The organism is Okeania sp. SIO3I5 (assembly GCF_010672085.1).
Classification (GTDB): domain Bacteria; phylum Cyanobacteriota; class Cyanobacteriia; order Cyanobacteriales; family Microcoleaceae; genus Trichodesmium.
This window is the reverse complement of record NZ_JAAHHT010000241.1, coordinates 1-14,241: the sequence shown is the minus strand read 5'-3', so window position 1 is coordinate 14,241 and position 14,241 is coordinate 1. Positions and strand designations below refer to the sequence as shown.

Sequence of the window (14,241 nt, the reverse complement as noted above, 5' to 3'; positions counted from 1 at the left end):
GTCCCTGAGTTTGACAGTAACCCTTGTCATTTCATCAGTATCGGTATCGCTCCCACCTAAAAAAGTTCAAGCCCAGTCAGCTTCACAACGTCCTTACGCCGTTTTCGTAAACGGCTATGGCTTGATCAGGACTTACTTACATATTAACTTATTTATGGAATATTGAGATTAGTTTCTAGCATTATTTTACTCCTATAGTAACAGGACTGAAACCATGTGAACCCAGAAACCCGGTTTCTCGTAGACATCTATTGCTCAAAACAAGGATTTCTCGTAGAAACCGGGTTTCTTTGCGTAAGTCCTAAGTAATTCTTGCATAGGTTGTAAAATTATTATGGTAGGGTTTTGGAAACCAAATCCAAGCGTTCATTAACAGGACTTACGCAGAAGCACATAAGGTGGTAGGGGCAAATGGCATTTGCCCTCTACAGATAGCGTATTGTCTAAGAGTTTGCCTAAGTCCTGATTAATTGATATGGTATAGTCGAGCATTAAAACTCTCTCTAATTATCAATTATCCATTATCCATTATCCATTATCAAACAGATACCATTGCAGGTTCCAATTTTACTATTAATTTTAAACCAAACTCTTCCTCAAACGCCTCCTTCTTATATTCTAAACTCCACAACTCTAATGCACAATCATCTTGAGGATCGGCAGGTTGTAACCAGATATAAAATTCCTTTTGATTTTTATTTAACCAACATTTCACATTAGCGATCGCTCCTTTTTGTCGTCTATCTAAAGCGATCGCTAACCGCAACAATGCACTTAACTCAGACACTACTTGTTGATATTTTTTGGGTAAGTTTTGATAATGTTCGTGTTTTTTCTTGGGTAGACTCTTGCGGTGATAACGAGCTAAATTTGCAATCACTTCAATTTCAATCTGACTATATCCCAGTAATTCCCCATTTCTGATCAGATAATAAGAATGTTTATGGTGTTCTGAATGACTTATATATACACCAGAGTTATGCAAAATTCCTGCTGACCATAATAATTCTCGTTCATCAGATCCCCACTGATGCAGCACTCCCTGAGTTTGGTCAAATAAATATAACGCCCAAGAAGCAACCCTTTCGCTATATTCCAAATTAACCTGGTATTTTTGCGCAATTTTTAGAGTGTTGCGTTGGCGAATTGAACTTTGGAAACGGAGGCGATCGTCTATCAAACCATGATTCAACATCCAGTCAACTATTACCCCTTCCCGCAAACTGCTTTCACAGATAGTTACCGATTTCATCTCTAGTAAACTCATTGCTTCTTTTAACACTAAAGCACCCGCCAAAATAATTTCTGCTCGCTTTTCAGACATTCCTGGAAGTTCTAGTCTTTCATAAATAGATAGCTTCTTCAATTTATTTACCAACTCTTCCAATTCAGCAAAACTAAACTCATAACCCCCCAGGGGAGTTGGTACATTCCCCAATTTTTCATAAGCATGAATAGTTGCTAAAGCTTCAATAGTGCCAGCAGTTCCTACTAACCGAGGTTTTTCTCCTTTTTTGAGGTTAGCTAATAATTCTTCTGTCGGACGTTCTAATAAACCCCTAGTGTAAGCTTGCAGATAAGCAAATTCACTCTTACTAATAGGGTCAGTGGTAACAAATTCTTTCGTCAGACGTACTGCACCTACTTTTGTACTGCTCAAGGTTCTCGATGTATCACCATCACCTAATATCAATTCTGTGGAACCTCCACCAATATCAATAATAATATGGGGTTGGTTGTTAAATTCCATTGCAGAAAGCACTCCTAAATAAATTCGTCGTGCTTCTTCTTGACCAGAGATTAAATTAACATATAGGTCTAACTCATCAGCGATTCTGTTGAGAAATTCTTTGCCGTTGGGTGCTTCCCGTACAGCACTGGTGGCAACTGTGATGATTTGTTCAGCATTAGCACTTTTGGCAATTTTTTGGAAACGTTCTAAAGTAGCGATCGCTCTATCCATCACTTCCGGTTTTAAATTACCTTTCGTTTCGCAGTCTCCCAGTCTTACTGTTTCTTTGTCTCGGTCAATAATGGTAAAAGTGGGTAATCTGGGGTCGATTTTTACTACCACCAAATGTAAGGAGTTGGTACCCATGTCTATTGCTGCCAAGATACGGTCTTTGTTTCCTATTGGAGTAGGAATTCTAACCAGAGGAACAGATGTAACCATGTAAATGTATCCTAAATTACAAATTGATTAAATTTTATCAGGACTTACGCAGGGGAAACCAGAAACCGGGTTTCTCGTGGATATCTATTATTAAAAACAATGATTTATCGTAGAAACCCGGTTTCTTGGCCTCATATAAGTCCTAATTAAATAATTTTATCTATTTAATGATTACAAAAAATAATTAAAATGGACTTTTACTCTTGACAAATTATACACTTTTAAGGTAAGCAACAAGAGCAAAAATGTTGTAGCACAGGAATCTTCCCTGTAACATCACATCAAAAAAAGGAAAGTGAAACTAAAACAATGCCTAAACAATCTATTCCTAGAATTGAATATCTACGAGTGCAAAATTATCGCGCTCTCCATGATTTAAAACTAGAAAAAATCACCCCACTAACTGTATTTTTAGGTCCGAATGGTAGTGGTAAATCTACCATATTTGATGTCTTTGCATTTTTATCAGAATGTTTTACAGATGGACTCAGAAAAGCTTGGGAAAAAAGGGGTAGATTTCGAGAATTAAGAACTAGAGACACTGACGGAAATATAGTGTTTGAACTTAAATATCGAGAAATAAAGAAATCGCCCTTAATTACATATCATCTTGCCATTGCTGAAGGAACAAAAGGTCCTTATGTTGCCGAAGAATGGCTGCAATGGAGAAGAGCAGAAAGAGGAGGATATTTTAAGTTTTTAGACTTTAAAGAAGGGGAAGGAAAAGTAATTACTGGAGAAATGCCAGATGAACAAGACGAAAGAGTATTTGAAAAATTAGAATCTGCTGAATTTTTAGCAGTAAGTACCCTCGGACAATTTGCTAAACATCCTCGTGTTAGTGCCTTGAGAAAATTTATTACAGGTTGGCATCTTTCTTATTTAACAGCAGACAATACACGGAGTATTCCTGAAGCAGGTGCCCAAGAAAGGTTATCGCCAACGGGCAATAATTTACCTAATGTTATTCAATATCTTAGTGAACAGCATCCGGAACGACTCGAAAAAATTCTTGATATTCTTTCCTATCGAGTTCCTCGTTTAGAAAAAGTTGAAGCTTCAATTATGCAAGATGGAAGAATTTTATTACAGATAAAAGATGCTCCTTTTGCAACACTAATCTTAGCAAAATTTGCCTCCGATGGTACGTTAAAAATGTTAGCTTATCTCACTGTTTTACACGACCCATACCCACCGCAACTTATCGGTATTGAAGAACCAGAAAATCATTTACATCCTCGTTTATTACCAGAACTTGCTGAAGAATGTCGTGCTGCTTCAGCTAATACTCAATTGATGGTGACAACTCATTCTCCATTTTTTATTGATGGGATAAGACCCCAAGAATTATGGGTACTTTATCGGGATAAAAATGGTTATACTCAGGCTAAACGTACTAGCGAAATGCGAGGCATTAAAGAATTTATCGACGAAGGAGCATCTTTAGGTAATTTATGGATGGAAGACTATTTTGAGTTTGGAAATCCTTTAAAAAATCAAGGCGCACCACGCAAAAATTAACCTAGAAATTAGTAATTATTAGGAGTAGCTAACGAGTGCATATTGAATTTCTAGTAGAGGATCGCTCAACAGAGGAAACTCTCTGTCATTTATTACCAAAAATTCTGGGTGAATCAATAACTTTTGAAACTCACTTTTTTCAGGGTAAAGAAGATTTATTTTCTAAACTACCCGGACGATTAAAAGGGTATAAAAAATGGATACCTGATGATTGGAGAATTATAATTTTAGTAGATAGAGATAATGAAGATTGCCATTTCAGTTATCAGTTATCAGTTATCAGTTATCAGTACCTCGTAGAATAAGGAGGCTTGAAATAGGGAATTTTATTTATTTTATCCTCTTAAAACAAGAGGCGTAATTACCAAAATTTTTCGGTAAAAAATTGAAACAAGAGTTAGAAGAAATTGCTCTAAAAGCTGGATTTATGACAAAATCTCTGGCAAAGACTAAAAATAAAAAGAAATACAAATTAATTAATAGAATTATGATTGAAGAATTAGAAGCTTGGTTTTTTGGAGATATTCCAGCGTTGACTAAAGCTTATCCTAAAGTATCTAAATATCTCAGTCAAAATTCTAAATATCGTTACCCAGACGACATTAAAGGTGGTACTTGGGAAGCTTTACGAGAGGTGCTTCAAAGAAAAGGTTATCATCAAGGAGGATTAGAAAAGTTGAGAGCTGCTAGAGATATTTCACAATACATGAAACCTATGGAAAATACCTCAAAAAGTTTTCAAGTTTTCTATAGTTGTTTATTGGAAATAATGGAATCTGAAAAAAATTAATTTGATGAAATTAAAGAAGCGATCACCTCAAAAAAATATCATAATTTATATTATGTTCGGTAGAATAATTATAATTATGTTTGCAGTTTTGCTTCAGCAATTAAGACAAATATTTTAGGGCAAAATAATAAACAAATTTGATATGATAACTTATACAGCAAATTCCTCCTTGGTGAGGTAAACCCACGCGAGCAAGATGCCCGCACTAGGAACATTTAACTAATAACTAAAAATGACTCAATCTACTCTACCTGAATCAGAATCAACCTTAATAAAAGTAATCAAACTTCTGAGATGGGATAAACCTACCGGACGTTTTATTTTAATGATTCCTGCTTTGTGGGCCGTATTTTTAGCCACCCACGCCATGCCACCCATACCATTAGTCGGAGTAATAGTAGTAGGAACATTCGCCACCAGTGCCGCTGGTTGTGTAATTAACGATTTGTGGGACAGGGATATCGATCCAGAAGTAGAAAGAACCCGCGATCGCCCCCTTGCTTCCCGCGCTCTGACTATTCAAACAGGTATTGTCATTGCCATTATTGCTCTTGCTTGCGCGGGAATTATCGCTCTATATCTCAACCCCCTAAGTTTTTGGCTATCTGTAGCAGCAGTTCCAGTAATTATTTGCTATCCCTTGGCAAAACGGTTTTTTCCAGTACCCCAGTTAGTGTTATCTATTGCTTGGGGTTTTGCCGTGTTAATTAGTTGGAGTGCTGCAGTCGCTGAGTTAGATACTGCAACTTGGATATTGTGGGGTGCAACAATTGTTTGGACGCTTGGTTTTGATACAGTTTATGCCATGAGCGATCGCGAAGACGATCGACGTTTAGGTGTTAATTCTAGCGCTCTATTTTTTGGTGAATATGCTACTAATGCTGTGGGTATATTTTTCTTTTTAACTGCCGTTTTATTGGGGTTATTAGGAATAAAAATGGAGCTACATATTGGCTTTTGGATAACTCTGGGAATTGCTATAGTTTTGTGGTTTATTCAATATGGAAAATTACGGCAAGAAGATATTTTGAAACCTTACGCTCAAATATTCAGACAAAATGTTTGGATTGGTTTTATCTTATTAGCTGGAATGATTACAGGTTTCATATTTTGAACAAAAATATAGTTAGGACTCACGCAGAAACCGGGTTTATCCAGGCAATTACATGGAAAACAATAATCAGGGCAATAAACCCGGTTTCTTGTTTGGGTGCTTCAATAATTAATAATTAACAATTAATAATTACCTCTTCTTTTTAAGAATAGGATTGGTTAAGAGGTTAATTTTAAAGAAAATATAAGTTTGATTACAAAATATTAAATTTTTCCACGAACTCTTAAAAACTTGTTATGTTAAGGAAACATTTAAAAAACTTTTAAAAACAAACTATGAAAGTATCAAATTCTCCAGTACATCTAGGTCAGTCAATATCCCTAGGAATTGTTTTTTTACTAACCAGTCTTGGGATTATGGTTTTGACAGCAATAATGATAGCCAATGGCACCTGAATAAAATAATAGACCTCTTTGGCAAGAGGTCTGGTTAATTCAAATTCAAGATAGATTCAATCAATAGGGTGGGATAGTGGCATTCCCACCCTATATGCGTACCAGAATATTTTTACCATGAGTATCAGTACCACAAGTATTAAGTAAATCATAAGTAGCACTAAGTTGTTTCACTTGTTCTGTTTGTTTTGGACTAGGACGCCAGGGTTTATTATGAGTGTAACCATAGTAAGTCTCCACGCCATCAATACCCAACATTGCTGCTGCCTTGATTAAGTCAGTAGCAGAACGCCTATAACGACAGGGATGAGCGAGTACCGCCAAACCACCTGCTTGTTGAATGGCACTAATCACATTAGCAGCTTGATATTCTTGACCTTTAGTAGTCTTTCCTGTCAAATAAGGTTGTAAACTTGGGTGTTCTGGATCAAAACCATATCCAAGAATATGCACCTCAATATTCAGTAACTTGGCATTAATTTCTACTCCACTCCACAGAGTAGGTGCTAAATGCTCTCGATCTGGATTAATAGATTTCCAGTTTTCTAACCAATTTTTAGCTACTTGATAACCACCAATAGTATGATGGTCTGTAATGGCCAAACCTTTGAGGCCGATCGCAATTGCTTGTTCTATCAAATTCTCAGGTGTTAACTTTCCATCGGAGTAGATTGTATGTAGATGAAAGTTATAAGAATGTGGACAGCTATCGGCATCAACAGTTTCAAAGATTTGCTTAATTTTAGAGTAATTATTAACCACTCTTTTCTGAGTAAAATCAGAATCCAAAGTTATGTTGATAGACATATATCTTCATAAATTGTTACTTTATCCAATATATCTAAAATTTGGCTGACAAGGTGCAAGTTGGTCCCAGTTATAGCAGGGAACAGGGAACAGGGAACAGGGAACAGTGGGAAAAGTGTTTCCTAGTCTGGGATTCATCATCAGTCTATGTCCTAATCGCCCTGGCTGTTGCTATAACTAATATGAAAGTCCTCAGTGCCCTTGTTGAGAAAATATGCACGGAATTAGGCAACAGCTCCAGAAAGTAACAGCAATAATAGTTTCAGAGTTTTTATCATTTTTGGGACTTTTAATAACTCGCATTCCCAAGGTCATTTCAATTATCAGCACTTCTGGCTGTTTGCGCAGCATGACCTAGGAAACCCAGAGGCTTGAAATAAAGAATATTCTTTATTTTATCCCCTTAAAAGAGGAGGCTTAAAAACCAAAATTTTCGGTCACTTGATAATATAATAAGTAGACAAAAATAGTCGTATTTATACAAAGAAAAAAATTCCTTTTAGTTAATCTTATTCTTGATAATAAGAGGCAATTAATATAGCAATCCTAAATAGGTTGTAATATTTTATCGTAGGGATTTGGTCTCCAAATCCCTTGGTACTTATACCAATTTGATAAATGTTTGCTACAAATAGCTAGGGTATTTATTGGAATTTAGAATTCATAATTAATAGATTTAATACCAGTTTTTAGCTCGTAAAGTCTCTTTTTTGTCAAAGGAACATTTCCTAAAAAATATTTTTATTGCACTTATTATTCGTAACATTCTTTTTTCAAATTGGTATTAGGTTTGGAGACCAAACCCCTACAGTTTTTTCTCACAAATGATTTCATATTGGTATAATTATTAATTGTTAATTATTCATTATTGAACGATCCTCTATTTGACTGATTATCTTTTCTAATACATTTTGAAATCCAGAATATAAGAATAAAGATGATAAGTTATTGAAGAATTCTATATATTCAAACTTTTTGATAAATTAGTTTAATAGTGTTAATTTTATTATAAAAATTTTCTCTCAAAAAAAATTAAATATATTGATAATTATTATAGCAATTTATTTGTATTTTAAATAACAAAATTATTATAAATGGACTAAATGCAAATAGGGTGGGCATTGCCCACCCTATACAGAAGTAGGATGACCCATATTGCAAATTTTCATTGGTGGATAAGTAAAAATAATCTGTTTCATTTTTAATACCACACTAGCTTTGGTCGCTATTGCGAAAGATCCAAGCCATATCTAACAGTTTTGCCCAACGCTTCTGTAACTGTTTAGGAGTACATTTGATAGCAGCAGCGATCGCTTTTTCATCTTCACCAGTTCGCTTGAGTTGTAAAATTTGCCGTTGCTCAGGAGAAAGTGTAACTAAGAAAGCTTCCCATTGCTCAGAAGTCATACCTAATTTTTGATCAATGTCAGCACCTAACCATTGATGTACCAACTTCCAATTTTGAGAACGAGCAAACTTTTCCACATGATACTTAAAACGCTGCTGTAAATAATCTCTTTGGCGAGCAGTTAACCCTAGTTCTTTATCAATATCAGATGCTTGATAATCTTGTAATTTTAACTTAAGATAATCAACACATTGGTCTTGCCCTGCAGTCTTCAAGTAATCGAACAACTCAGCAATCACGCGATCGCGCAATACAGCTTCAGCGGGGTCAACAGTTTCAGAAACCATTTGCTCTCTAACCTGTTGCACAGTGGAAGAACGACTAAAAGCTTCTGCATCTTCACCTTTAGGAGACTCTACCGCCATTTCAATATCAATAGCAGTTTCAGGAGGTTGACCTTTGGCAAAACTCTGCGCTCTCAGCACAATTAATCTCTGACGATTTCGACCTGGTAAACCGATTTGACGTTTAGCATACTGTTCGGTGAACGCCATATATTCTGCCAATTCCAACTTGAACTTAGGAGTGTAGTCTTGCTCTAAACTGTGTTCTCTGCGGAAAGCTCGTAAAGACTCAATGTAAAATCCTTGTAAAAAATCTTCAATCAAGTTATAGCGACCTTGGAAATTTAACTGCGCTCCAAAAGAAGCAATATGACGATAAATCATAGAAGCTAGCAGAGAGTGTAATTCTACCCGACCTTGCTTAGAACCGAGTTTGTAGTATTGCAAGCACTTTTGCCAGCGATGACGCGCTAAACTAAGTTGCCAAGAACGAACTTCACCAGAATTTTGAATCCGATTACTCTTTAAGCAAATCCTTTCTACTTCTTTAGCTATACGCACAGCAACAGTGTCAGCTTTTGCTGGTTTAGTTTTGGCAGTGCCTTGCAATTCTTTTAAAACTACGGCAGCTAAAGCTTCAGTATCCATTTCTAGGACATTATTTACTGTAGTTTGATTTTCAACTTGGATGTTATTAACTTCTGTAGCGGTAGTAGAGTTGTTGGATAGGGAGTTGGGGGAGTTAGCAGTCTTAACAGTCATTTGATTTTACCTCTGAAAATGCAGTCTAAGTTTACGAAGGTGTAGAGTTGTTGGTGTTGGTTGAAATCTGTGTGATTTGTTCCTTGCCTCTACACTTATAACTATAGGAAAGTTCTCCAAACTATTTGCGGAGGAAGGTTCCACTTTGATGATGTGGTTTTAGTTTTGATAACCAATTCTGAAGTTCACCATCAGAAAGATATTTTCCGGATTTATACTAAAAACTGCCGAAAGCTTAATGTACATTGAAAATCAGGACTTTCATTTCCAAACTATCTAAGTTATAGGAACTGTGACAATCATTAAATTGACAGTGCCACCCGTGTAACAGATACACAAGTGGCACATTAAAATTCAAAGTTCAAAATTCAAAATTCAAAATTCAAAAGTAACCTCAAACTGGATTTAGTCCAGAAATAATCAAATTTTTTTCCCCTACTTCCTACTCTTTACCGAAACAATTAAATAATTAGATAATTCAGGTTTAAAGCCTCCCCTTGGATAGGGGAAAAAAGCGGTCGTTTGCGAAGCAGTCCGAAGGATGGGATGTCGAGGTTTCCTCGGCATATCCAATCGACCAAGAGAAATAAATTTTTTCCTTCTTGGTCAATCCTCTCCCTTTTAGGAAGAGGTAATTATCCATTATCCATTATCCATTATTGAATCCCTATCAGAGCTGTTACAGTTTCAACCCCAAGACCTTCACGAATCAGATTGGGTTCTTGGCCAGTTAAGTCAAGGATAGTAGATACTTGATATCCTGGATCAGAACCATCATCGACAATTATATCTACTAGATTTTCTAGACAATCAAACAATTCTGCTTTGCCAGTGACTGCTGCTATATCTACTGGGGCCATTCCTTCCGCATCACTGGTAATATGAGCTGATGTGGAAATAACGGGATTGCCTAAAGCCTCTAGTAAGGCCAAGCATACTTGATTGTCTGGAACCCGAATACCTGTTGTTTTACGTTTTGGACTCATCACCAGACGTGGCACTAACTTTGTGGCAGGCATTACAAATGTGTAAGGGCCAGGAATTAAACGTTTAATAATCCGGTAGGCTGAGTCAGACACAATAGCATAATTGGCGATGTTGGACAAGGAGGAACAGAGGAATGTCAAAGGCTTATCATTAGATAGTTGTTTAATTTGCCTAACTTTTTCCACAGCAGATTTAACATTTAGGTCGCAACCTATTGCATAAACAGTATCCGTGGGATAAAGCATCACTGCCCCATCTTTAAGATCCTTGATAATCTGTTCTACACGTCTTTGTTGGGGGGTATCAGGATGAAGTTCGTAAAAAGTTGTCATTTTTTTATTTTAGATTTTAGATAAAATGTAAAAATATTGGTTTATCAAACCATAAGCATAAGCTTGCTTATATATTCCGCCATAATCATATAATTGTTATGAATTTTGAATTGACCTCAGTCATTTCAGGTCAGAGATTAATGCATGAATTTTGAATTTTGACTTGTTTGGAAAATCCTGTAGGGATTTCGATGGCCAAGGGTTTGGAGACCAAACCCCTACAGTTTTTTTTTCACAAAGTCTTGGAAAGAGGAATTAGTCTTCAAGGAAAATTACAAAAATTTTTAGGATGGTGAGGTACACTTTGATACTAATTTCTATTCCCTATTCCCTATTCCCTGTTCCCTATTCCCTATTCCCTTGTTTATGAACAAAATAGCTTACTTTGAATGTCCAACTGGCATTGCAGGCGATATGTGTCTGGGTGCTTTAGTCCATCTTGGTGTTCCTCTAGAATATCTAATAGAAAAACTAAATCTTTTGGGTATTTCCCAGGAGTATCAGTTAAGTACAGAAAAAGTGCATCGTAATGGTCTAGTAGCTACGAAGTTTCATGTTAAGCTAACTCATGCAAATCCTGAAGATGGGGAACCCCTAACTTTTGATCGCCACCACCACCATCACGATCATCACGATTCAGAAAATGACTCTAGCACAGAAAAAAATCATCATACTCACAACCGCCATTTGCCAGAAATTGAAGCATTAATCAAAAAAGCTGGATTGCCTCAACGTGCTGAAGCTTGGAGTTTGGCAGTGTTTCGTAAGTTGGCAGAAGTAGAAGGTGCTGTACATGGTGTTGCTCCAGATCAAGTACATTTTCACGAAGTGGGGGCAACTGATGCGATTATTGATATTGTGGGGACTTGTTTGGGGTTAGATTGGTTAAATATTGACGAATTGTATTGTTCGCCACTGCCTACTGGAGCGGGAACTGTTAAAGCTGCTCATGGTAGGTTACCTGTACCTGTACCAGCAGTGCTAAAACTTTGGGAGTTGCATAATGTTCCGATTTATAGTAATGGCATTGAAAAAGAATTGTGTACTCCTACGGGTAGCGCGATCGCTTGTACTATTGCTAGTGGTTTTGGTTCGCCACCGTCAATGTTTTTGCAAAAAGTAGGTTTGGGTGCGGGTTCCCAGAATTTGGCTATTCCTAATATTCTCCGTTTGTGGATCGGAGAGGAAAAAGTTCAAACTCAATATTCTCTTATGAAAAAGTCTGATGCTCCTACTGCCGAACATTCTCACTTAGAAACTGTGTCAGTGTTGGAAACTCAAATAGATGATTGTTCTCCTCAAGCGATCGCTTATACTTTTGATGCTCTGTTTGCTGCGGGAGCGTTGGATGTTTTTAGTCAACCTGTGACGATGAAAAAATCTCGCTTGGGGGTTTTATTAACTGTTATTTGTAAACCGGAAAAGTTATCTGTTTGTGAAGAGGTGATATTTCGAGAGACTACGACTTTGGGTATTCGTCGCTCGACTCAACAACGGAGTATTTTGGAGCGGGAAATTCATCAGGTGGAAACGGAGTATGGAGCAGTGCGGTTAAAAGTGGCAAAAATGGGAGATAAAATTGTGAATGTGCAACCGGAATACGAAGATTGTGCAGCATTAGCTAGACAGGAAAATATGTCTTTGATGGAAGTGCAGAAAATGGTATTGCAGAGTTGGTATAAAGTTAGGAATCTGACAAAGAATGTATACTAATTAGGTTCTAAACCTAGCAGCAAATAATTGATAAATTAATAGATATTTACTGAAAAAAATTAATAGAAAGTGGAAGCTTTGCCAGGTAGTGTTAGTTATCCTGATTTTCATACTGTTACTCTAGAGGAAGGGGAAAAATTTTGGAATATCAATCTATTGAAGGGGATGAAACAATTGAATAAGTAATACTAATTTGATAAGTTTTTGTACGCTTTTTTGAGTGGGAAAGTAGGATACCCACCCCTAATATAGAATCCGGGTAATTAGTTATCGTATTACTGAGGAGTAATGAGTAAGAAATAAGGAGTAATATCATGTTCGGTTGAATACTTATAAATAATTATCAAGGAGTCAGGAGTCAGGAGTCAGGAGTCAGAATTTCTGGAGAAAGGAGTCAGGAGAAAAGTAGAAGTATAATATCTTTTCCCTACTCTCAGACCTAAAATTTTATTTAGAACTGATTACCCGAACATGATATAAGGAGTAAGAAGTAATGAGTAAGAAATAAGAAGTAAGGAGTAAGGAGTAAGGAGTAAGGAGTAAGAAGTAAGAAGTAAGAAGTAAGAAAGGAAATGAAAATGCATAAATTTTTAAATTCGTGCTTCTAACAAACACATATTTTAGTTGAGGATTTTTGAATGCGATTACTGTATAACCGGATTTTATATAACTCCCCAAGAACGGGAATAGTGGAGTGGGGGGTAGAAGTAAATCTAAGAATAATTAAAACTAACTAGCTCATAATTATCAATAAAATATTTGATTGTATTAAACACTTAATAATTGAAGTTTTACTACGGTATAGTATTTTTAAAACAACATTTAATATTCAATAAAAACCTTGAAGATTATGATTCATAACTCCTAAATACTACCAAAACATTACAACTTATTTATTAATATTATAAGACTTTTTTCTAGTGCTAGAAAATCATAAAATTGTAAAAAATAACGATGATATCTAACAATAAAATCACTCTCAAATATGTTTATTCTGAAACAGTATCGACACCGAAAAAAGTAAAATAACCTCCTAATTTTTCTCTATATTGGCATCAAGCAGAAACTCTTAAAGCATTACGCGACGATAATATTGATGTTATAGCACTACGCATTAAGGTGTTTGACATTTCTAAATCCTGTTTGCGCAGCATTCCGCAGGAAAAACCTTTTCATAATCTGCTATTCCCTATTCCCTATTCCCTATTCACGCTTCGCGTAGCGCTATATTTTTAATTACACCATGACAGGAGAAGGAAAAAGTCTGGCAGTTTATCTATAAACAATGCAAACTGACTTTTTAGCAATGGGTCTTTATCCTACTAATGAACTTGCCCGCGACCAACAAAATCAAATACAAAAATATATAGAATTATTTCAGCCAAAATACGAACCTTGTGTTGTACGTTTAAGCGGACAAGAGTTATAAATCTATGCGGAAAATGAGGGATTAAAAAAATCTGCTGCTATTGAAAATCGGGCTTTTAATTATGATATTTTACTGACTAATCTAGATATTTTGCACTATCTACATCGGGGTGCATATATCATTAAAAGTAATTCTCATAAAAAATTTCAAGGAGATAATCCAGATAAACTTTGGGGAAGGATTGATAAAGATTTTTATTTGTTTATTTTTGATGAATTTCATGTATTTTCAGCGCCACAAATTGCTGGTGTTATTAATACTTTGCTGTTAATTAAACATACCAATTCTCGGAAAAAGTTTTTATTTCTTTCGGCACCTCCAAATACAGGTTTAATTGAGCGATTAGAAAAGGAAAATTTGGTAGTGCGTCAAGGAAGTGTGGGAAGTGTGGGAAGTGTGGGAAGTGTGGGAAGTGTGGGAAGTGTGGGAAGTGTGGGAAGTGTGGGAAGTGTGGGAAGTGTGGGAAGTGTGGTAAGTGTGGGAAGTGTGGGAAGTGTGTGAAGTGTGGGAAGTGTGGGATGTGTTG

The 14,241-nt window shown here is 36.1% G+C and carries 11 protein-coding genes; 7 read left to right on the top strand and 4 right to left on the bottom strand.

Annotation, left to right across the window (positions count from 1 at the left end):
* Positions 1 to 538: 538 nt before the first annotated feature.
* Entirely contained in the window at positions 539 to 2,173 is a 1,635-nt protein-coding gene (locus tag F6K40_RS33065; protein ID WP_293142285.1) for a Ppx/GppA phosphatase family protein, read from the bottom strand.
* A 309-nt stretch (positions 2,174 to 2,482) separates the two neighbouring features.
* Between F6K40_RS33065 and F6K40_RS33060 the strand changes: the two genes are divergently transcribed.
* From F6K40_RS33060 to F6K40_RS33045, 4 genes are all read left to right on the top strand, one after another.
* Positions 2,483 to 3,694 (top strand): AAA family ATPase, encoded by a 1,212-nt coding sequence (locus F6K40_RS33060; protein WP_293142283.1) that lies wholly within the window; start codon positions 2,483 to 2,485, stop codon positions 3,692 to 3,694.
* A 35-nt stretch (positions 3,695 to 3,729) separates the two neighbouring features.
* Entirely contained in the window at positions 3,730 to 3,999 is a 270-nt protein-coding gene (locus F6K40_RS33055; protein WP_293142282.1) for a hypothetical protein, read from the top strand.
* A gap of 80 nt (positions 4,000 to 4,079) precedes the next feature.
* Positions 4,080 to 4,484, top strand: a complete 405-nt coding sequence (locus F6K40_RS33050; RefSeq protein WP_293142281.1) for a DUF4276 family protein — start codon at positions 4,080 to 4,082, stop codon at positions 4,482 to 4,484.
* 232 nt (positions 4,485 to 4,716) lie between these two features.
* Positions 4,717 to 5,598: a 4-hydroxybenzoate solanesyltransferase gene (locus F6K40_RS33045; protein WP_293142280.1), complete on the top strand. Its 882-nt coding sequence runs from the start codon at positions 4,717 to 4,719 to the stop codon at positions 5,596 to 5,598.
* Positions 5,599 to 6,083: 485 nt separating this feature from the next.
* On the opposite strand, the gene F6K40_RS33040 is transcribed toward F6K40_RS33045, so the two are convergent.
* The 3 genes from F6K40_RS33040 to F6K40_RS33030 all read right to left on the bottom strand — a co-directional run bounded on the left by F6K40_RS33040 (position 6,084) and on the right by F6K40_RS33030 (position 10,573).
* Positions 6,084 to 6,800, bottom strand: a complete 717-nt coding sequence (locus F6K40_RS33040) for a PHP domain-containing protein (protein ID WP_293142278.1) — start codon at positions 6,798 to 6,800, stop codon at positions 6,084 to 6,086.
* 1,212 nt (positions 6,801 to 8,012) lie between these two features.
* Complete coding sequence (locus F6K40_RS33035) at positions 8,013 to 9,140, bottom strand: HetZ-related protein (protein WP_375340612.1); 1,128 nt, start codon at positions 9,138 to 9,140, stop codon at positions 8,013 to 8,015.
* 770 nt (positions 9,141 to 9,910) lie between these two features.
* Complete coding sequence (locus tag F6K40_RS33030; protein WP_293142274.1) at positions 9,911 to 10,573, bottom strand: L-threonylcarbamoyladenylate synthase; 663 nt, start codon at positions 10,571 to 10,573, stop codon at positions 9,911 to 9,913.
* A gap of 366 nt (positions 10,574 to 10,939) precedes the next feature.
* Between F6K40_RS33030 and larC the strand changes: the two genes are divergently transcribed.
* From larC to cas3, 3 genes are all read left to right on the top strand, one after another.
* Entirely contained in the window at positions 10,940 to 12,286 is a 1,347-nt protein-coding gene (gene larC, locus F6K40_RS33025; protein ID WP_293142272.1) for a nickel pincer cofactor biosynthesis protein LarC, read from the top strand.
* A gap of 1,285 nt (positions 12,287 to 13,571) precedes the next feature.
* Positions 13,572 to 13,715, top strand: a complete 144-nt coding sequence (locus F6K40_RS33020) for a hypothetical protein (RefSeq protein WP_293142270.1) — start codon at positions 13,572 to 13,574, stop codon at positions 13,713 to 13,715.
* On the top strand, positions 13,716 to 14,216 hold the full coding sequence (cas3, locus tag F6K40_RS33015; protein ID WP_293142287.1) for a type I-D CRISPR-associated helicase Cas3': 501 nt from the start codon (positions 13,716 to 13,718) through the stop codon (positions 14,214 to 14,216).
* Positions 14,217 to 14,241 lie beyond the last annotated feature (25 nt).

What these genes read in the sequence shown, in the direction of transcription:
- F6K40_RS33065 (WP_293142285.1), bottom strand. Translation starts at nt 2,173, where the DNA reads ATGGTTACATCTGTTCCTCTGGTTAGAATTCCTACTCCAATAGGAAAC.
- F6K40_RS33060 (WP_293142283.1), top strand. Translation starts at nt 2,483, where the DNA reads ATGCCTAAACAATCTATTCCTAGAATTGAATATCTACGAGTGCAAAAT.
- F6K40_RS33045 (WP_293142280.1), top strand. Translation starts at nt 4,717, where the DNA reads ATGACTCAATCTACTCTACCTGAATCAGAATCAACCTTAATAAAAGTA.
- F6K40_RS33040 (WP_293142278.1), bottom strand. Translation starts at nt 6,800, where the DNA reads ATGTCTATCAACATAACTTTGGATTCTGATTTTACTCAGAAAAGAGTG.
- F6K40_RS33035 (WP_375340612.1), bottom strand. Translation starts at nt 9,140, where the DNA reads ATGGATACTGAAGCTTTAGCTGCCGTAGTTTTAAAAGAATTGCAAGGC.
- F6K40_RS33030 (WP_293142274.1), bottom strand. Translation starts at nt 10,573, where the DNA reads ATGACAACTTTTTACGAACTTCATCCTGATACCCCCCAACAAAGACGT.
- larC (WP_293142272.1), top strand. Translation starts at nt 10,940, where the DNA reads ATGAACAAAATAGCTTACTTTGAATGTCCAACTGGCATTGCAGGCGAT.
- F6K40_RS33020 (WP_293142270.1), top strand. Translation starts at nt 13,572, where the DNA reads ATGCAAACTGACTTTTTAGCAATGGGTCTTTATCCTACTAATGAACTT.